This window comes from Bradyrhizobium ivorense, from assembly GCF_900696085.1.
Lineage (GTDB): Bacteria > Pseudomonadota > Alphaproteobacteria > Rhizobiales > Xanthobacteraceae > Bradyrhizobium > Bradyrhizobium ivorense.
Window position 1 is genome coordinate 1 of record NZ_CAADFC020000004.1, and the last position, 19,339, is coordinate 19,339.

At 63.9% G+C, this 19,339-nt stretch carries 17 protein-coding genes; 9 read left to right on the forward strand and 8 right to left on the reverse strand.

Features of this window, described 5'->3' with window-relative positions; genetic code table 11:
- Positions 1–679: helix-turn-helix domain-containing protein (locus CI41S_RS00870; RefSeq protein ID WP_172627868.1), on the reverse strand; the 679-nt coding region annotated here is incomplete at its 3' end.
- A 357-nt stretch (positions 680–1,036) separates the two neighbouring features.
- Here CI41S_RS00870 and CI41S_RS00875 point away from each other — a divergent pair.
- The gene (locus tag CI41S_RS00875) at positions 1,037–2,830 is read left to right on the forward strand and encodes an adenylate/guanylate cyclase domain-containing protein (RefSeq protein WP_139857018.1); all 1,794 of its coding nucleotides are present in this window, start codon (positions 1,037–1,039) and stop codon (positions 2,828–2,830) included.
- Positions 2,831–3,100: 270 nt separating this feature from the next.
- Here CI41S_RS00875 and CI41S_RS00880 read toward each other — a convergent pair whose 3' ends face one another.
- Both CI41S_RS00880 and CI41S_RS00885 read right to left on the reverse strand, forming a co-directional pair.
- Positions 3,101–3,628: a hypothetical protein gene (locus tag CI41S_RS00880; RefSeq protein WP_139857019.1), complete on the reverse strand. Its 528-nt coding sequence runs from the start codon at positions 3,626–3,628 to the stop codon at positions 3,101–3,103.
- A gap of 106 nt (positions 3,629–3,734) precedes the next feature.
- Entirely contained in the window at positions 3,735–4,517 is a 783-nt protein-coding gene (locus CI41S_RS00885) for an alpha/beta hydrolase (protein ID WP_139858514.1), read from the reverse strand.
- A gap of 215 nt (positions 4,518–4,732) precedes the next feature.
- Here CI41S_RS00885 and CI41S_RS00890 point away from each other — a divergent pair, with 215 nt between their 5' ends.
- Positions 4,733–5,695, forward strand: a complete 963-nt coding sequence (locus CI41S_RS00890) for an AraC family transcriptional regulator (protein ID WP_172627869.1) — start codon at positions 4,733–4,735, stop codon at positions 5,693–5,695.
- 218 nt (positions 5,696–5,913) lie between these two features.
- Here the strand turns inward: CI41S_RS00890 and CI41S_RS00895 are convergent, their stop codons facing one another.
- Both CI41S_RS00895 and CI41S_RS00900 read right to left on the reverse strand, forming a co-directional pair.
- Positions 5,914–6,078: a hypothetical protein gene (locus CI41S_RS00895; protein ID WP_244622255.1), complete on the reverse strand. Its 165-nt coding sequence runs from the start codon at positions 6,076–6,078 to the stop codon at positions 5,914–5,916.
- 389 nt (positions 6,079–6,467) lie between these two features.
- Positions 6,468–6,959 carry a prepilin peptidase gene (locus CI41S_RS00900; RefSeq protein WP_139857021.1) on the reverse strand — a complete coding sequence of 164 codons (492 nt, stop codon included), beginning with the start codon at positions 6,957–6,959 and terminating at the stop codon, positions 6,468–6,470.
- A 228-nt stretch (positions 6,960–7,187) separates the two neighbouring features.
- Between CI41S_RS00900 and CI41S_RS00905 the strand changes: the two genes are divergently transcribed.
- From CI41S_RS00905 to CI41S_RS00920, 4 genes are all read left to right on the forward strand, one after another.
- Positions 7,188–7,988, forward strand: a complete 801-nt coding sequence (locus CI41S_RS00905; protein ID WP_244626370.1) for an EfeM/EfeO family lipoprotein — start codon at positions 7,188–7,190, stop codon at positions 7,986–7,988.
- Positions 7,985–9,361, forward strand: a complete 1,377-nt coding sequence (locus tag CI41S_RS00910) for a cytochrome c peroxidase (RefSeq protein WP_139857022.1) — start codon at positions 7,985–7,987, stop codon at positions 9,359–9,361. Before CI41S_RS00905 ends, CI41S_RS00910 begins: the two co-directional genes overlap by 4 nt.
- A gap of 238 nt (positions 9,362–9,599) precedes the next feature.
- Positions 9,600–11,654, forward strand: a complete 2,055-nt coding sequence (locus CI41S_RS00915; RefSeq protein WP_139857023.1) for a phospholipase C — start codon at positions 9,600–9,602, stop codon at positions 11,652–11,654.
- Positions 11,655–11,757: 103 nt separating this feature from the next.
- On the forward strand, positions 11,758–12,444 hold the full coding sequence (locus CI41S_RS00920) for a LolA-like protein (RefSeq protein ID WP_244626371.1): 687 nt from the start codon (positions 11,758–11,760) through the stop codon (positions 12,442–12,444).
- Positions 12,445–12,465: 21 nt separating this feature from the next.
- Here CI41S_RS00920 and CI41S_RS00925 read toward each other — a convergent pair whose 3' ends face one another.
- The 3 genes from CI41S_RS00925 to CI41S_RS00935 are packed head-to-tail and all read right to left on the reverse strand — an operon-like array spanning position 12,466 to position 15,647.
- A complete protein-coding gene (locus tag CI41S_RS00925) occupies positions 12,466–13,494 on the reverse strand; it encodes a class II aldolase/adducin family protein (protein ID WP_139857024.1) in 1,029 nt (342 codons plus the stop codon).
- 6 nt (positions 13,495–13,500) lie between these two features.
- A complete protein-coding gene (locus CI41S_RS00930; RefSeq protein WP_139857025.1) occupies positions 13,501–14,370 on the reverse strand; it encodes a TIGR01459 family HAD-type hydrolase in 870 nt (289 codons plus the stop codon).
- Positions 14,367–15,647, reverse strand: coding sequence for an FGGY-family carbohydrate kinase (locus CI41S_RS00935; protein ID WP_139857026.1), 1,281 nt, complete (start codon positions 15,645–15,647; stop codon positions 14,367–14,369). Before CI41S_RS00935 ends, CI41S_RS00930 begins: the two co-directional genes overlap by 4 nt.
- Positions 15,648–15,785: 138 nt before the next feature.
- Between CI41S_RS00935 and CI41S_RS00940 the strand changes: the two genes are divergently transcribed.
- The 3 genes from CI41S_RS00940 (at position 15,786) to CI41S_RS00950 (ending at position 19,326) form a co-directional block, all read left to right on the forward strand.
- A complete protein-coding gene (locus tag CI41S_RS00940; RefSeq protein ID WP_139857027.1) occupies positions 15,786–16,802 on the forward strand; it encodes a sugar-binding transcriptional regulator in 1,017 nt (338 codons plus the stop codon).
- Between the two features lie 26 nt (positions 16,803–16,828).
- Complete coding sequence (locus CI41S_RS00945) at positions 16,829–18,268, forward strand: extracellular solute-binding protein (RefSeq protein ID WP_139857028.1); 1,440 nt, start codon at positions 16,829–16,831, stop codon at positions 18,266–18,268.
- Between the two features lie 128 nt (positions 18,269–18,396).
- Positions 18,397–19,326 (forward strand): carbohydrate ABC transporter permease, encoded by a 930-nt coding sequence (locus tag CI41S_RS00950; protein WP_172627953.1) that lies wholly within the window; start codon positions 18,397–18,399, stop codon positions 19,324–19,326.
- Positions 19,327–19,339 lie beyond the last annotated feature (13 nt).

Below are 19,339 nucleotides of genomic sequence, written 5' to 3' on the forward strand. Positions count from 1 at the left end.
CAAGATGCGACAAAGCCCGTCCCACCTGGGTTTGTTGCGTCTTCGAGACCTTCTCGCCAGCCTTCGGGGTAAGGAAATAATGGCTGCCGCGATCGGTGTAGAGCGCACAGAACAAGCCGCGCTCGCCAATCACCTCGCGTAAGGCCAGGAACGTCGAGGCCGTGCCTTCTTCCTCGACCAGCAGCATCGAGTAGACCTCGCTGGTCGCATCGTCCATCGTCACGATCAGGTCCATCGCCGGCAGATCCTCGATCCAGACGTGGCGCGACCCGTCCTGGTGCAGCAGCATCCCCGGCAGCGGCCGGCGTGGGCGCTTCTTACGGTGCGCCGAACGCTTCGGCGCCTTCCGTACCAGGCCCGCCGCCTGCAGGGCGAGCTTCGTCACCGTATAGCCCAGCACATAGTCATGCCGCTTTTGCAGCTGCTCGTGGAAGTGCTTCACCGTGAAGTCCGCGTATTTGTCGCGGAACAGTCCCAGCATCCGCTCCAGCTCTTCCTCCGGCGCCCGCCGTGGCGATCGCCGTCCCATGCGTCGGTCGACCAGCCCGTCATCGCCCTCCGCCTCGTAACGCTCCGCCCAGCGTTGGAAGGTCCGAACACTGACCCCGAGAAGCTCCGCAGCGCCCTCCTGCGTCAGTTCCCTCGCCTCCGTCCGTTCCAGCAAATCTGAAAACCGCATCCGTCGTACCCCCTCGTGAATGGATGCCGTGCCCATCGTGCCCCCTTTGTCCCGGGGCACCAAAAACACGACACTTCACGAGCTACAAACAGGCGACAGATCACGAGCTACTGACAGCGTCGACACCGCCACTTGACACGTCGGGCAAGTCAGGGGTATTCTTCCAATATTCCGAAATTGTGCCCCGTCGCCAGCACTCGGGTGCCTACTAGTAGATCTAGGATTTCCGCGTTCGGGGGCGAAGTGGATACGCAATCCAACCCCAGCAATAGCGTGTTGTGACCCGTCACGGACGTTTGGCAATCGGACATCGCTTAATTTTCTGCTGAAAAGTCATTTTCCTGGCCGAGGTGCGTCTTGGGCGAAGAGCGCGTAGAACGGCGACTGGCGGCTATTCTTGCGGCAGACATCGCGGGATACAGTCGGCTGATGGGTGCCAACGAAGAAGGTACGCTGGCCCAGTTAAAGTCGATCAGAACAGCGCTTGTCGACCCCGCCGTTGCGACGCATCGCGGTAATATCGTCAAGACGACGGGCGACGGAATGCTGATCGAGTTTGCCAGCGCCGTCGATGCGGTGCGCTGTGCAGTTGAAATCCAACGCAGCCTGGCCGAGCAAAATGCCGCCGTGCCGCAGGATCAAAGGATCGAATATCGCATCGGCATTCATGTCGGCGACATCATTTTTGATGACGACGATATTTTCGGCGACGGCGTCAATATTGCTGCCCGCCTTGAAGGCATTGCCGAACCGGGCGGGGTCTGCATGTCCGATGATGCCTATCGGCAGGTGCGAGGCAAGGTCGAGATCGCCTGTGATGATATCGGACAGCAGTCCCTCAAGAATATCGCCGAGCCGATGCAAGCGTGGCGGGTACGGCTGACCGATCAAGCCGCTTCCGCGGAAATATCAGGTCTGGATATAGGCCAATCTCAGGTCTTCCCTCCCTCCGATAGGCCGTCCATCGCCGTGCTCGCGTTTCAGAACATGAGCGGCGATCCGGAGCAGGAATACTTTGCCGACGGAATGGCCGAGGACATCATCACGGCGCTGTCGCGTTTCAACGCGCCCTTGGTCATCGCTCGAAACTCCAGTTTCACCTACAAGGCGCACGCCGTTGACGTGAAGCAGGTGGGGCGCGAACTTGGCGTGCGCTACGTGTTGGAAGGGAGCGTTCGCAAGGCGGCAAACCGAGTGCGCATTACGGGACAACTCGTCGATACCGCTACCGGAGCACATATTTGGGCCGACCGGTATGATGGCGAACTCGGCGACATCTTCGATTTGCAGGATTACGTGACTGAGAGCGTCGTCGGCGCGATCGCGCCGGCAGTGCAAAAAGCCGAGATCGAGCGCGCCAAGCGCAAGCCGACCACCAGTCTCGACGCCTATGCCCTCTATTTGCGCGGTCTGGCCCGGCTTCATCAGTTTGGTAACCGGCAAGCGAACGGCGAGGCGTTGCGCCTGTTCAACAGCGCGATCGAGTTCGACCCGGAATTTGCCTCAGCCTACGGTCGTGCAGCCTTTTGCTATCTGATTGCCAAGGTCAACGGCTGGATTCCCGACACCGCGAACGCGATTGCAGAAGTGAAGAAGCTCACCCAACGGGCAATCGAGTTGGGTAAGGATGACGCGATCGCGCTCTCCGCTAGCGGGAACGCGTTGGCGTTTGTTGTTGGGGATGTCGGGGTGGGCGCCGGCCTGGTCGATCGCGCGCTCGCGCTCAATTCCAATTTGGCCGAGGCATGGAATTTCGGCGGCTGGGTCAAGATCTGGCTCGGCGAGCCGGAAGCGGCGATCGAGCGCTTCGCGCGTGCCCTTCGCCTGAGCCCACTTGATCCGTGGCTGATGGCAATGCGGGCCGGGACCGCGTATGCGCATTTCTTTTTGGACCGCCATGACGAAGCGGCATCATGGGCGGCCATGGCGTTGCAGTGCAGTCCGGACTATGGACCTGGATTACGTATAGCCGCCGCGAGCAATGCAATGGCCGGTCGGCCGGAGCAAGCACACAAGGCAATGGCTCGGTTGCGAGAACTGAGCCCCACGCTGCGTCTTTCCAATCTCAAAGACATGCTTGGTCCTTATCGACGTGCTGAGGACGTCGCGCGATATGAAGATGGATTGCGGCAAGCAGGGCTTCCCGAATGACCGGGCGCCGGCATCATCCCCGTGGGCTTGGCGCAGGCCTACCCGGCACTGGCGCGCCTAAAGCGCGATGAAGTTAGGTTGAATCGGTTTGACCGCAGGTTCGGTCCACCTCTCCCCGACGGGGAGAGGTCGATTTGCGCCAGCAAATCGGGTGAGGGGCCGCGGCTCCAACGAGAGACCGTAACCCCTCACCCGCGCCTTCGGCGCGACCTCTCCCAAGGGAGAGGTGAACTTCCGCTGCCGCGCCAGTTCAACCTAATCTCATCGCGCCTAGCCCTTCGCGGCGGGGGCGGGCGGTACCGGCAGAATGATTTCGGAAGCCACCTTCCAGTCATTTCCGACGCGAAGCCAATTGATGATCATCAGGAACGGCTTGGCGGTTCCGTCCTGCCCCGCATATGACACGGTGATGTTCATCGGCACGTAGGACTCCGCGACGTCGCGCGTCAGGCCGACGACCTTGAGCTTCGAATAATCCGGCTCGAGCACGACCGGACCGGAGCTACCGATATCATGCAGCTTTCGGTCAATTGCCTCGTTGCCCCAATAGCCGGCCCAGTTGCCCTCGGACTGGATCGCGCTCTTCGCCACCAACAGGGTTGAGGGCGATTGCCAGAACATTCCATGAAGAGCCTTGAAATCGTGCTTGTTGGCCAATTCCATCAGCCTGCCGAACTTCGCTTTGATTTTATCAACGGTTGCATGATCGATCGGCTCTTGCCTTGCGGCGGAAGCAGCTGCTCCAGCCCCGGTTGAAAGAGCCCAGCCGGCGAGAGTGACAAGGAGTGTCTTGTACATGCGAAATTCCCTTCCAGCGTCTTGTTCGCGTCATCACAACGATGCGTGCAATATTGTTGTGGGTAGGCGTGCGCGCTCCCGGCACCGAGTGCCGGGAGCAGTCTTGTCACTTCGCAAGCGAGGCCTTTTCGATGACTGCGGCGACTTCCTTCGCATGAACGACGAGCGAAGCATGGCTGCCGGCGACATCCGTCGCCTGTGCCTTCATCCGGTCGGCGAAGAACTTCTGGGCCTCGGGCGCGATCACCTTGTCCTTGGTGCTGATCACGTAGAACGTCGGCTTGTCGCGCCAGGCGGCGGTTTCGACCGGTGCTTCGAACGCCGTGTGATTCAACGGAAGCTGATGGTTCGCCAGGCTTTCGGCGATCTGCGGGGGAAGGTCAGCCGCGACCGCTGAAGGAAACACCTTGGGATCGATGTAGAGGTCGCCTTTGTCGTCAGGATGAATCGCCGCCGCACCTTCGGTTGCCGGACCGCTCTTGGCGAGGGCCGCCAGGGATTGTCCGACGTCAGGCGCGAATGCGGAGACGTAAACGAGCGCCGAGACCTTCGGATCGTTGCCGGCCTGCGTGATGACCACGCCGCCCCAGGAATGGCCGACCAGAACGGTCTTGCCGTCCTGCTTCGCCAGCGCCTGTTTGGTGGCATCGACGTCAGCGGCAAGCGAGGTGAGCGGATTTTCGACGAGCGTGACGTTGTAGCCCTTCTTCATGAGAATCTCGGCGACGGGCTGCCAGCTCGTCTGGTCCACGAAAGCGCCGTGCACGAGCACGATGTTGTGGGCTGCTCCCTTGGGCAGTTCCTTGGGCAGTTCGGCGGAATGGGCGGAGCCGACCAATGTCGTTCCGGCCAGGAGTATGGTGGCGGCTGAGAGGAGAATATTACGCATTGATTGTTCCTGTTGGCATGTCGGACGAACACCGTCCGGCGGACTGGACAGGCGTTTCCAGCAGGGTCGCGGTTCATCCATCCGCCATTGGCGAAATGGTTGCCGTACGTGACGTCGGCCCGCCGCGACGTGACCTATTCCGAGGACCTTTCGGACGATAGGGATCAATCGTCCGGATGTTGTGTCCGATCGTCCGCTGGTCTAATTTCGGCAGCATGGACATCCTCGCCCAAGTGCTCGATCGCGTTCGTCTCGGCGGGACGCTGCTCTTTCACTTCGAGCTCGGCCATCCCTGGAATCTGGAGTTGCCGGCGCGCCCCTACGCCCTATTTCACTATCTCAGCCGGGGCTCGGCGACCCTCGCGCTCGGACAGGGACAAGAAATCCAGATGACCGAGGGCGATTTTGTCGTGATCACGCGCGGCGAGCCGCATACGCTATATTCGGACCGCCGCGCCAAGCCTTTGCAGATTATCGATATCGATCGATCGTCACCGCGCCTTGGCGTTCTTCGTCACGGCGGCCGCGCAAAGCCGCTCTCGACCATGATCTGCGGCAATTTCACCGTCTCACGGCCGCTGTTCGGTAGTGTGCTGGAGCTGCTTCCGCCCATGCTGCTGCTGAAGCCAACGGCGGACGGTGGGTGGCTGGAAGCGATCCTGCGCCGCATGGTCAGCGAGTCCGCACTCGAGCGTCCCGGCCAACGCGTCGCGCTTTCACGGCTGACGGAAGTGCTCTTTGTCGAAGCGCTCCGAAGCTGGATCGCATCTCTCAAGCCCGGAGAAGGCGGGTGGCTCGGGGCGATATCGGACCCGCATATCGGCCCCGCGCTCAAGCTGATCCACGAAAACCCGGAGCGGCCTTGGGCCCTGAGCGACCTCGGCCAACGCGTGGGGCTCGGCCGCTCGGCATTTTCGGCCCGCTTCACCAGGCTCGTCGGCCAGTCCATGCATCGCTATGTCATCGAACGCCGGATGGCGGAAGCGGCGTTCCTGCTCGAAACCAGCGACGAGCCGATCGCACGAATTGCGAGCCGGGTCGGTTACGAGACAGCGGCGGCATTTTCAAAGCTGTTTCACCGGCATCACGGCCTATCGCCTGGCCGGTACCGCGCAGCTCGACGATCCGACGGCGGCTGGAGGCAAGGGGACGTTCTGGAAGCAGAAGGTGCCGATTGACCTTCGCCAGGTTGAAGACGAGGGCTACTTGCCGACACCCCACTTCCGTCAATTTTGACCGCCATGTCAGATTTGGAAATTTTCGCCGAAGCGCGGCTACGGGAACCGCGCGATCAAGTTTTTGTTCAAGTGATTTGCAGGACGGCAATGAAAAACGCAGCACTGTTTGCCCTTGGTTTATTGGCGGCGGGAGTTTGGTCACACGACAGCGCGAGATCTCAGACGTCGCGGTCCGCGCCGCTTTCGCTTGCGCCGCCGGCTCCGTTGAATGAGGGCGCGGCGTCTCCGGCCACGACCGACAGCGTTCCGCCGCCGACGACGGCAACCAGCGCGCCGCCGCCGCGGGCGGCTGCCGTAAGTCCCGCGCCATCGGCCAAGAGCAATGTTGGTTCGTCACGGGCGACCGATGACGTTCCGCCGCCATCGGCCAAGCCGGCCGCCGATTATGATGGCTATAGCGTCGGCACCGTCGACGACGATGAGGCGTCAAGCGGTACGACGCGACCCGTCAGGTCGCGCCGGGCAAAGCCGCCCACTAGTCAAGAAGCAGATCGTATCAGGCCGCAATCGGTCGATCCCGGGGACGATGACAAGCTGAAGGGCAGGCTTACGATTTGCCGCGGCCGCAAGTAGCAGGTGCCACCTCGGGCAGGCGATGAGCAAGCGTAGCCCGCATGAGCGAAGCGACATGCGGGTTTCAGGCTGTCCCGCACATCTCTTCGCTCATGTGGGCTACTTGCTGGAGTCCCGCTACCGGTCAAAGAAGTTCGGGTCAGCTCAGGCCGAGCCAGCGCTGCAATGCCGGCGTCAGCAAGAGCCCGAGCGCGAGGAAGGGTCCGAACGGGATCGAGGTCTGACGCTGCATCTCGTGTCCCGCGAGGTGCAGCGCGCCGGCGACGCCAAGCGCCGCGAGTGCAGCAACAAGCAGCAACGTTGGAACTCCGGCAAGGCCGACCCAGATCGTGGCGGCGGCGAGAAACTTGACGTCGCCAAGTCCGAGACCCTCGACATGGCGCAACCTGAAGTAAAGACGCTGGAATAGCCAGAACAGCAAGCCGACGAGGCCGGCCATCGCCATTGCCGTGAAGGCGGCGCTTGCGTCTTCCGTGACGACGACGTTGACGAGGCCGAGCACGGCGATCGCAAGATTGAGCCAATCGGGAATAATGCCATGGCGAAGATCGATCAGTGCGACGGCAGCACAGAGCACGCATAGCGTGCCGTAGAATCCAATGAGATAAGCAGCTTCGCTGTCGATATGCATCGTGGCGGGACGAGAGAGGTGGGCGCAACGGTTGTTGCAACAACTTGCTCGTGTTGAACAGCTGATTTTTCAATCGGCCCGCGATACGCGTGACGCGCTTGCGCGAATGTGATCGTCGATGACAACGTTGAGACAGAAAAGATGCGACAAAGCAGCGCGCCTGTCACAAATCCGCATAGGACACCGACAATAGTTCGCCTCGCTGCGTGCCACGAGCCATCGTGGCGGATGAGTGGGTTGACAATGCACAAGATGCTGTTGGCGACGTGCCTTGCTTTGCTGGCAGCGTTGGCTGGCGCGCGCGCGGCGAACGCCGGCGCGCTGGAGGAGGGCGCCGAACGCTATCGGCCGTACTTGATCGAGGGAATCGGAAGCGCGCTGGCGGGCGCACGTGCGCTGCGCGAGCGTGCTGATGCCGCCGATCTTGCCGGCGCCAAGAAGGCCTGGCTTTCGGCACGTGCCGGCTGGGAGCGCTCGGAAGTGTTCACCGCAGGATTCGTCCCCGAGCTCGACGCAGAGATCGATGCCTGGCCCAACGCGGACAGCGGGTTCCACGCGATCGAGGCGAAATTGTTCGGCGCAGGAAACACCGACGTCCGCGCCGACGCCGCGGCGCTGGTCGAGCATCTGAATGATCTGCGCGGCAAGCTTGGGGATATCAAGCTCACGCCGCAGGGGCTGCTCGACGGCACGGTGCGGCTTGCCTACGAGGTCGGAGAGAGCAAGGCGGACGGCGGCGAGTCGCGCATCAGCGGCACCTCGCTCGACGACATGCGCAACAATATCGCCGGCATCGATTTCGCCTACCACACGATTTTCGCGGGCGCGCTGAACACGGTGGACGGCAAGCTCGACGAGATGGTGACTGACAGAATCGGGCAGCTCAAGGCGATTGTCGCCACATCAGATCTGCCGCATGTCAACATTGCCGATCTGCGCCAGACCAGCGAGGAGCTGGTCGTCGCACTGCAGAGCGCGTCGGCAAAGCTCGGGCTGCAGCGGCCGACCCTGGAGGCGCAGGTCAGATGAAAATGCTTCGGTTGGGGTTGGCCGCGCTGCTCTCGGGCCTGATCGCGCTTGTCGCGCTGGAGCGCGCGGTGGCGTTTCCGGTCGATGGGAACAAGACTGTGTTGCCCGCGACCACCGAGCTGAATGAAGACGCCCTGGATAAGCCGCGCGAGGTGTTTCAGTCCGAGCGCGCCGGCAGCAAGTCATATCTCGTCAATCTCGGCGATCTCGCCTTCAATTCACCGGGGCTGCTCGGTGAGGTGGCGCGGCAGGCCGGCGTCAGCTGCGGCACCTGCCACGTCAACGGCGCCAACAATCCAAAATTCTTCATGCCGAAGATGTCGAGCCGGCCCGGCACGTTCGACACGTCAGGCCCGCTGTTCAATCCGAAGGCCAACAATCTGGTGCTCGATCCGGTGCGGATTCCGAGCCTGCGCGGTGCCAAGTATCTTGCGCCCTACGGCGCCGATGGCCGGTTCGCCTCGCTGCGCGATTTCGTCCACAACGTCATCACCAACGAGTTCGCCGGGCCCGAGCCGTCGCCGGCGACGCTCGATGCGATCGTGGCCTATATTCAGGACATCGACTTCCTGCCCAATCCGAGCCTTGGTCCCGCCGGGCGGCTGGCCGGCAAGGTCAGCGAATCGGAACGCCGCGGCGAGGCGTTGTTCGCAAAGCCGTTTCCGCACGATCCTGCGCTGAGCTGCGCGGGCTGCCATGTTCCGTCATCCGGCTTCGTCGATCATCAGCAGCATGACGTCGGTAGCGGCGGCCTGTTCAAGACGCCGACCTTGCGCAGTGCCGATTTCAACGCGCCGTATTTCCACGACGGCCGCTTCGACGACTTTGGCCAGGTCGTCGATTATTTCGACCGCACCTTCCAACTCGGCCTCTCGGCGCAGGACAAGGGCGATCTGGTCGCTTACCTCACCGCCGTGGGTGACGGCATGCAGCCCTATGAGCGCGACGGCGCCGGCGCGACACTGAAGGAGATCAACGACTTCTCCACGGTGCTAGCGACGGCGATTCCGTCCGGCGACAAGGACATCGTTGCGCTGGCGGTCGATACGATCGGCCGCGAGCTGCGCGAATTGACCGAGCAATATCCCGATCGCAAGAACACCAGCGTATCCGGTGGCGAGCAGCAGCGCGTGCTTGCGCGCAACAGCCTCAAGGAACTCGTTCTCACGCTGCGGCGGATCGAGATGGCCGTCGCAGCCGGACGCACTGCCGACGCTGCGGCCGAGTTCAGGAATTACCGCTATCTGATGGCGGCCGCGGTTCCCGCGGTGCTGGCCAGCGCCGAGCCATGGTCGCTGTTCAATCAGGACGTGCATGATCGGCACTACGCCGCGCTTCGCCAGGTGATGCAGTCGAAGCACGTTTTGCATTGATTAAGCTACGTTGAAGCGCATTAGCGGTTCTTCGTTGCGACGTAGACCGCCTGAAGAATTTTCGATCACCAATTGAATCGTTGGAATCGCAGAGATGCAGTCATGCGCTGCGGATGTCCGCGCAGAAGATCTTTGAACGTTTCGAAACTTCTTTTGCGGTTTCACGGAAGTGAAATGCATGCGTCATTTTGTCGCACTAAGCAGTGTCTTGCTAACCGCAAACACCCTGAGGTCGACAATGACGTTCAATTACAAAAAGCACTGGCGGGCCACTACCGCCCTCTGCGTCGCATCAACGGTACTCATCGCAACCGCTGCCTACGCCGCTCACTATCCCGGTGGCCGCAGCGATTGGGACAAGCGTTCGCATCACAATCACAATGCTCACAACGATGGCGATCGCGCCAAGAACGAGCATCACGGCGACAACGATCACGGCGACAAGGTGAAGACCGCGTCCCCGATCAAGCACGTCATCATCCTGATCGGCGAAAACCGCGGCCTGGATCACACCTTCGGTATCTACAAGCCGAAGGGCAAGGGACAGACCATCTCCAACCTGTTGTCCAAGGGCATCGTCAACGAGGACGGAACGCCGGGTCCGAACTTCGCGCAGGCGCAGCAGTTCTCGGTCGCGGGCCAGCAGTCGTTCTACATCGGCGCGCCGGAGATCGCGAAGTCGCCCTACAATGCGACCAACAAGATGCCGCAGCCGAACACCGCGGGCACGCCGAGCGCGCAGAGCGATACCTCTCCGCCGTTCAAGACCATCGCAGAGGCCAGCGTCGAGAAGGACATGGATTCGGCCGATCTCGATATCCTCACCACCGGCTTCAGCGGCCTGGCGAGCAACGTGCTCGACACCCGCGTTCCCGGCGCCGGCAATCTGAACGGACCGTTCCCGCTGCAGGGCGACCAGATCAGCGACGACGACTACACCGGCGACTCGACGCACCGCTTCTATCAGGACTGGCAGCAGGAAGACTGCAGCGCCGCCAGCGCCACCAAGAAGAACAATTCGGGCTGCCTGAACGACCTGTTCCCGTTCGTGATGGCGACCTATTCGGCGACCAACAAGAGCATGGCCAACTCGATGGGCTTCTACAACGCCCAGCAGGGTCAGGCTCCGGTCCTGAAGATGCTGGCGGACCGCTTCACCCTGAGCGACAACTTCCACCAGTCGTTCCATGGCGGCACCGGTGCGAACCACTTCATGCTCGGCACCGGCGATGCGGCGTTCTGGAGCGACGGCAAGGGCAACGCGGTGACGCCGCCGGCCAACCTGATCGCCAACCCGAACCCGGTGGCGGGCACGGTCAACCGCTACACCGTCGACGGCAATTGGAGCGATTGCTCTGACGTGTCCCACCCCGGCGTCAAGCCGATCGTGACCTATCTCAACAATCTGCCGTACGCGGCCGAGCCGAACTGCAAGCCCAACCACTACTACATGCTCAACAACGTCAACCCGGGCTACCTGCCGAACGGCGCGCTGTCGGGCGGCAACAACGTCCCGCCGTCGTCGGTCCGCACGATCGGCGATGCGCTGATGGAGAAGAACATCTCCTGGGCGTTCTATGGCGGTGCGTTCAACGACGCCGTGGCGCTTTCGAACGCCGCGGTTGCCGCCAACGCGGCGAAGCCTGACCTCAACGCCGCGGCGTTGGCCGATCCGGCCCACGCGCTCGGTGTTGCCTACTGCCAGATCTGCAATCCGTTCCAGTATGCGACCTCGATCATGGCCAACCCGGCCGTGCGTCAGGCGCACATGAAGGACACGGCCGATCTGATCACGGCGATCCAGGGCAACACGCTGCCTGCGGTATCGTTCGGCAAGCCGGACGGCCTGCTCGACGGTCATCCGCAGAGCTCGAAGGTCGATCTGTTCGAAGCCTACGTCCTCAACGTGCTCAACGCGCTGGACAACAATCCGGAGCTGAAGGCCGAGACCGCGGTGTTCATCACCTGGGACGAGGCCGGCGGCTACTGGGACTCCGGCTACCAGCAGTCCATCGACTTTTTCGGCGACGGACCGCGGATTCCGACCCTGATCCTCTCGCCCTATTCGACGGGCGGCAAGGTCAACCACAATTACGCCGACCACGTGTCGCTGCTGAAGTTCATCGAACGCAACTGGGGTCTCGAGCCGCTGACGAACCGCAGCCGCGACAACCTGCCGAACCCGACCTACTCGAAGAACAACGAGTACGTTCCGACCAACAGCCCGGCGCTCTCTGACCTGTTCGACGCGTTCGACTTCAGCAAGCCGGTCACGCTGTCCTACACCGAGTGATCGGATCCTCGTCGAGGACCTGATCTCATCCAAGGCCGGCGCCGATCGAACCGATGGTTCGGTCGGCGCCGTCGTGTCTGCCTGTATCGATTGAGGATTTGCGATGAAACGCAACGAGAGAATATCGCCGGGCATCAGGATCGTCGCAGCATGCCTGCTTGCCGCGGTCCAGCCGGCGGCCACGGCGATATCGGCCGAGGCGCAGCAGTTTTCTGCCGATCTCGTGGCGAGGAAGGACGGAACGACGACCGCGGTGGGCACCCTGCGTGTCTCGGAGCAGAAGGCGCGGATCGAAGCGGCGGCCTTTCCGGATGGATTTTTCCTGATCGATTCGGCCAAGCCCGCGGCGCTTTTCGTCCGCCCCGCAGCGCGCGTCTTCATGGACGCGAGGCAATCGAGCCAGCTCACCCGGATGTTCGTGCCGGTCGACCCCGATCAGCCGTGCCGGCAATGGCAGGCGATGGCGCAACTCGCGGCGCCGAACGATTCGGCAATTTGGCATTGCGAGCGCGACGGGGAGGAGACCATCGCGGGGCGTCGGACCGATGTCTATCGCGTCAGCGATGCGTCCGGCTTCGGTTTCGTCGGCTGGGTCGACCGCGCGCGCGGATTTCCCCTGCAGGTCAAGACCGCGGACGGGACGGTGATCGCCGCCGATCACATCCGCGACGAGCCGCAGGCGGCGCAAGCGTTCGAACTTGCTGCGGGCCTGCGCAAATTCGATCCGCAGGCGCTGATCCGCCGGATTCAGCAGAGCGATGTTTGGGTCGCGCCGCCGGACTCGGAATGATCTGGACGGGCTGCGATGACGTCAGCGACTGCCGCTCAACTGCCGCCGATAGTGTTCGGCGTCCCAATTCAACAACGCTTGCTCATTCTCTGCCGACAGATATCTGACCGCGGCAGTCGACGGCACACGACCGGTGACAAGCGCGAGGCAACTCAACATGGCCTGCGCCCCGGGGCTGGCATCCTTGCGAATGACGGCACCGATATCAGCCACGAGGATCGCAACGGGCAGGGGAACTTGATTGGCGCGCGCGCGCGATAGCATGGCCGCGAGACCGTCGCCTCGCCCCACCAGCGGCATGGCGGGACCGAGAAACACCACATGGTCCGGATAGAGCGAGCCGCGCGTCGCGATCGCGCAACTGGCGCGGTCGGTGGCGATGCCGTGACACAGCGGATCTGCCGGCAACTGATAGTCGGTCGCTGTGCATAGTCGGTCGAGCGCCTCGTGATCCGCCGGCCGCATCTCGCGCGGCGGCAGTGCGAGGCGGCTTTCGACGTCGTGGACCAGCGCTTCCGCGGCGTCCGCGTCGGCTGCGCCGACCACGAGGCCGTGATTGCCCAGGATCAGGACATCGACCGTGTCCTGCGCGATGATCTCGCCGACCGCGCGCGCCAGCGGCAATCCGGGATGATGATAGTCGAGATAGCGCCAGGCCAGTCCGTGCAGGCGCTCGGCAAACTCATCGCGCGCGTCTGATCGCACCGCCCACGCGATGGTGTTGACCGAATGGACGTGCAACACGACGGGATGCGGCATCAAGGCGTGCAGCGAGGTCTCGATCGAGGGCCGCAATGTCGTCGTGGCGTGCGGTGCGAGCGGCACCCGCTCGTCGCCTTGCGCGAGCGCCGCGCGCGCTGCGGATAGCGCGACCGGGACAAAGATATCCTTGTCTTCGGCATCGGCCAGCCAGGTGCCCGACGCCTTCACCCACAGCACGTCGCCATGCTTGATGGACGAATTGCCGCCCGCGCCCTGCACCAGCAAAATGTTCCTGCCGACGCGTGCCGACATGCGGCGAAGTTCATCGAGGATCTTGGGCTGTTGCATTCGCGCTCACCAGGTCAAATGGTCCATGGTCCAGTGCGGCATCCGCGCCGCGGTGCCGGCTGCGGTCCTGATCGCCTGCGGCAGGTCGCGCGCATGGGCCAGCGTCGCGCGGTGGGCGCCGGAGCCGATCAGCAGGGTCAGCATGCCCGCGGCGCGTCCTCCGGCGATGTCGTGATCGAGGGAGTCGCCGACGACGAGGATCCGCTGTGCGGCTGGATGGCCCAATTGCGCGAGCGCGGCCGCAAACATCGGCGGATACGGCTTGCCGACGAAGAACACGGTGCCGCCGAGCGATTGGTAGAACGCGGCGAGGGCGCCGGGCGCCGGGATCAGGCCGGCGACGCCGAACATCACGAGATCCGGATTGGCGCACAGCATCGGCAGGCGGCGCGAAGCCGCTAACGTCAGCCGTTCGCGCCAATGTTCGGGCTCGGCGGCGTCATCGTCGAGCCCGCCGAGCAGGATGAAATCGGCGTCGCGCATGTTAGACACCACCGCGAGGTCGGTGCCGTCGACAATCGAGTGGTCGCCGTCGCGCGAGATCAGGAAGCAGGCCGTTCCGAGACCTGCGAACGGCGCCTGCCCGCGCGAATGCAGGCCGCGCCACGTGACTTCGCCCGAGGACAGCACGCCGTCATACGCCTCCGGTGCAAGGCCGAGCGCCGCGAGCCGGCGCTGATTGCTGCTCGCGCGCTTGCCGGAGTTGGAGAGGATCAGGATGCGCTTGCCGGCCTCGCGCAGCCTCGCCACGCAGTCCAGCGCGGCAGGGAACACCGCCATGCCCTCGTGCAGCGTGCCCCATTGATCGAGCAGCACGTGATCGAACCGGTCGGCGATGGCGCCAAGGCCGGAGATTGCGGAAGCATTGGCCTTCACGGTGGACCGCCGTTCAACGCGAGCAGCGCCGCGCCGTAGCTTGCCTCGGTCTGCTCGGCGACCGAGACGGGAACGCCGAGAATGCGGTGCCTGATCCGGGTCCACGCATCATTCTTCGCGCCGCCGCCGATCCCGATGACGCGGCGCAGGCGCGGCGCGCCGAGCCGCGCCAGCTGCCGGTAGGCGAGGGCTTCGACCGCGGCGATGCCCTCGAGAAGGCCCTGGAAGAAGCGGTGATCTTCCGCCGGGCGCGGCGTGATCCGCGCGGTGAGTCCCGGATCGGCAATCGGAAAGCGCTCGCCGGGTTTTGGCAGCGGATAATAGTCGAGCCCGGTCGGCTCCTCCGGCTTCACCTGCGGCGTCAGCCGCGCCATGTCGTCGGCGCTGAAATGCATCAACAGCGCGGCGCCGCCGGAATTGGATGCGCCGCCGGCCAGCCAGCGCTCGCCGAGCCGGTGCGAATAGACGCCCTGATCGGCGGCGAAGATCGGCTGCGTGGCAAGCTGCTTCACCACCAGCGTGGTGCCGAGCGAGGTGACGGCATCGCCGGGCTGGTTCGCTCGCGTCGCGATGAACGCCGCAACGCCGTCGGTGGTGCCGGCCGCGACCTGCACCGCAGGCGGCAGTCCGAGCGCCCGCGCGATCGCCGGATCGATCTCCGCGAACGGCGTTCCCGGGACCAGCACCTTCGGGAGCAGATCGGTTCGCACGCCGAGCCGATCAAGCCAGCGCGGCCATTGGCGTGCGACCGGGTCGTAGCCGAGCTTCAGCGCATTGTTCTCGTCGCTGACGCCATAATGGCCGGTGAGGCGGCCGGCGATCCAGTCCGCCTGGTGCATCGCGTGACGCGCGTCTCCGATGTAGCCGTGGGTTTGCAGATAAAGCAGCTTGGCGAGCGCGCTGCTCGCGCCGTGCGCGCCGCTTTCCAACGGCGCCACCGCGGCCACGCGTGTCGCCTCATGGCTGGCGCGCGCATCGTTGTACATCAGGCCCGGCGAGCAGGGCCGGCCGGCCGCATCGACCAGCAGCAACGTGCCGGATGTGCCGTCGACGACGGCGCGCGTGACGCCGCCGAGATCGACCGCCTCGCCGAGCTTGATGATCGCAGTGACCGTCGCCTGCCACCAGAGCTGCGGCGTCTGATCGATCGCGTTGCCGTCGACCCGCGGTGCGGGCAGCGCGGCCGACGCGAAGCCGCGGATTCCGGCCTGCGCATCGATGGCGCAGGCGCGGACGCCTCCGGTTCCAACGTCGATGCCGAGAAACAAGCCTCCCATGCGAGTCCACCGTGATTTTGTGCCGCGCCCCGGCAAAGCGTCGGTTGCGCTGCAGCACGTTTTGGGGATTGACGCCCCGTCCGGCCTCTGCAATTTTTTGCAAGGCGTGAAGAAATTTGCAAGCGGACTTTTCCGGACATGGCCGCACCTTCCGACCGGCTGCCGTTGATCGACGGCGAAGCATCGCTCGCGACGCGCGCGGCGTGGCTGTATTTCGCGGCCGGGTTGACGCAGTCGGAAGTCGCCGACCGGCTCAACATCCAGAGCACCAAGGCGCACCGCCTGATCGCGCGCGCCAGCCGCGAGGGCATGATCCGCGTGTTCGTCGAAGGCCCGGTCGCCGAATGCGTCGCGCTGGAGAACGAGCTGGCGCAGCGCTTCCGGCTGTCGTTCTGCCGCGTCGCGCCCGATCTCGGCGAGGGCGAGCTTCCGCTGAAGGCGCTGGCGCTGGAGGGCGCGAGCTTCCTGCGCCAGATCCTCGAGCGCGGCGACGACACGGTGATCGGCGTCGGCCACGGCCGCACGCTCGCCGCGGTGGTCGAGCAGCTGCCGCAGACGCCGGCGCGCGACGTGCAGTTCGTCTCGCTGCTCGGCGGGCTGACGCGGAAATTCGCCGCCAATCCGTTCGACGTGATTCACCGGCTGTCCGAGCGCACCGGCGCGGAAGCCTATCTGTTGCCGGTGCCGGTGTTCGCCAATTCGGTCGCCGACCGCGCCGTGCTGATGCAGCAATACGGCATCGCCGACGTGTTCGCGCTGGCGCGCAAGGCCTCGCTGCTGTTCGTCGGCATCGGCCAGGTCAGCCGCGACGGCTTTCTGGTGTCGAGCGGCATGATCAGGCCCGACGAGGTCGCCGAGCTGAAGCGGGTCGGCGCCTGCGCCGATCTGCTCGGGCATTTCTTCAGCGCCGACGGAACCGTGCTGGACACCGACCTCTCGGCCCGCGCGACCTCGATGAGCGCGGCAGATCTGCGCAAGCACCGCATCGTCGCCATCGCCGGCGGACCGGCCAAGGTCACCGCGCTGCGCGGCGTGCTGCGCAGCGGCATCCTGCACGGCCTGATCATCGACGAGGTGACCGCAAAGGCACTCGCCATCTCCAAGCCGGAGACCACATCCGGCAAATCAAGAAGCAAGACCCGGAAGGACACATAAAGAGCGTCAACAAGGAGAGGAAATACATGTTCGATCGCGAGAAGAATCTGTTCGACTCCTACGCCGCCAAACGCATCAGCCGCCGCGAGCTCCTCGACGGCGCCGCCAGGCTCGGCATCGCGGGCATTGCCGCGAACGCCGCCTTTGCCTCGTCGATGTCGAGGACGATGGCCGCGGATTTCAACTGGAAAGCCCAGAGCGGCAAGACGGTCAAGCTGCTCTTGAACAAGCACCCCTATGTCGACGCCATGATCGGAGACATCGAGGCGTTCAAGACGCTGACCGGCATGAACGTCAGCTACGACATCTTCCCGGAGGACGTCTATTTCGACAAGGTGACGGCGGCGCTGTCGTCGAAGTCGGACCAGTACGACGCCTTCATGACCGGCGCCTACATGACCTGGACCTACGGTCCGGCGGGCTGGATCGAGGACCTCAACACCTACATCAAGGATCCCGCCAAGACCAACCCGGCCTTTGCCTGGGACGACGTGCTGCCCGGCCTGCGCGCCTCGACGGCATGGGACGGCGTCGCCGGCTCCGAGCTCGGCTCGGGCAAGGCCAAGCAGTGGTGCATTCCCTGGGGCTACGAGCTCAACAACATCACCTACAACCGCAACGTCTTCGACAAGGTCGGCGTCAAGCCGCCGAAGAACCTCGACGAGATGCTCGAGGTCGCGGCCAAGATCACCAAGGACGCCGGCGGTCCCTACGGCGTCGGCGTGCGCGGCTCGCGCTCCTGGGCGACCATCCATCCCGGCTTCCTGTCGGCCTATTCCAACTTCGGCCAGAAGGATTTTGTGATGGAAGGCGGCAAGCTGAAGGCCGCGATGAACACCAAGGCGTCGAAGGACTTCCACGACAAGTGGGTCAAGATGATCCAGACCTCGGGCCCGAAGAATTGGTCGACCTACACCTGGTACCAGGTCGGCACCGATCTCGGCGCCGGCGCGTCCGGCATGATCTTCGACGCCGACATTCTCGGCTACTTCATGAACGGCGGCGAGAACAAGGAGCGGGGGCATCTCGGCTACGCGCCGTTCGCCGCCAACCCGGCCGCCAAGGCGCCGACGCCGAACGTCTGGATCTGGTCGCTCGCACTGTCGAGCTTCTCCAAGCAGAAGGACGCGGCGTGGCTGTTCATGCAGTGGGCGGCTTCCGTCGAGCACGATCTGTTCGGCGCGCGCAAGATGGACTTCGTCAACCCGGTGCGCGCATCGGTGTGGAAGGACAACGAGTTCCGTGACCGCATCGCAAAGTCCTATCCCGGCTATCTCGAGCAGCACGACATGTCGTCGCCCGGCGCCAAGATCTATTTCACGGCGCAGCCGCTGTTCTTCGACCTGACGACCGAGTGGGCCGCTTCGCTGCAGAAGATGGTGGCCAAGGAGGTCAGCGTCGACGAGGGGCTGGACAAGCTCGCCGACAGCATCAACCGCCAGCTCAAGCAGGCCGGCCTCGGCTGAGCCGGGCGAACTCGCGTGGTGCCCCTGATCCTCCTCCGCACCACGCTCATCCGCCGGCTCGGATTCCCTAGCCCCGGTCCGAGCCGGCGGCATTTGCCAGCCGAACGCGATCTCTTATCATCATGAGCATGGTCCAACTTCTCCAGACGAACGCGCCGGCGACCCCGGCCAAGCCAAGGCCGCGCATCCGCCTGCTGCCCTATCTGCTGAGCCTGCCGGCGCTGCTGGTTTGCGTCGCGATCCTGGTGCCGTTCGTGACCGCGGCGGTCTATTCGCTGCAGCGTTACCGGCTGAACCTGCCTTATCTGCGCGGCTTCATCGGCGCCGGCAACTACATCGACTTCCTGTCGGATCCGGCGTTCTGGAACACGTTCCGGATCTCGATCACCTATACCGCGCTGACGGTCGTGCTCGAGCTCTTGCTCGGGCTCGGCATCGCGCTGCTGCTGCGCCGGCCGACCCGCTTTCACAACGCGGTCTCGATCGCGCTGCTGCTGCCGCTGATGACGGCGCCGGCGATCGCGGCGCTGATGTGGAAGCTGATGACCAATCCGAGCTTCGGCATCCTGTCCTATCTGGTCAGCCTGTTCGGCGTCACCGACTTCAAATGGGCGTCCGATCCGTCGAGCGCGCTGTTCACGGTGGTGCTGGTCGACGTCTGGGTCTACACGCCGTTCATCATGATCCTGCTGCTCGCGGGCCTGCGCTCGCTGCCGCGCCAGCCGTTCGAGGCGGCGGCGCTCGACGGCGTGCCGGCGAGCTTCGTGTTTTTCCGCATCACGCTGCCGATGCTGGCGCCCTACATCATCACCGCCTCGCTGTTCCGCCTGCTCGATTCGATCCAGCAGTTCGACATCATCTACGCGATGACGCAGGGCGGGCCAGGCGACCGGCTGATGGTGTTCCAGGTGCAGGCCTATCTGGAGTTCTTCCAATACACCAATGTTGGCAGGTCGGCGGCGCTGTTGATGATCCTCTGGCTGATCACCAACATCCTGTCGAACATCTTCATCAAGAACTGGCTCCGCTTGCGCGCCCGCGCGCACGGCCACGCCTGACGGAGAGGACCGC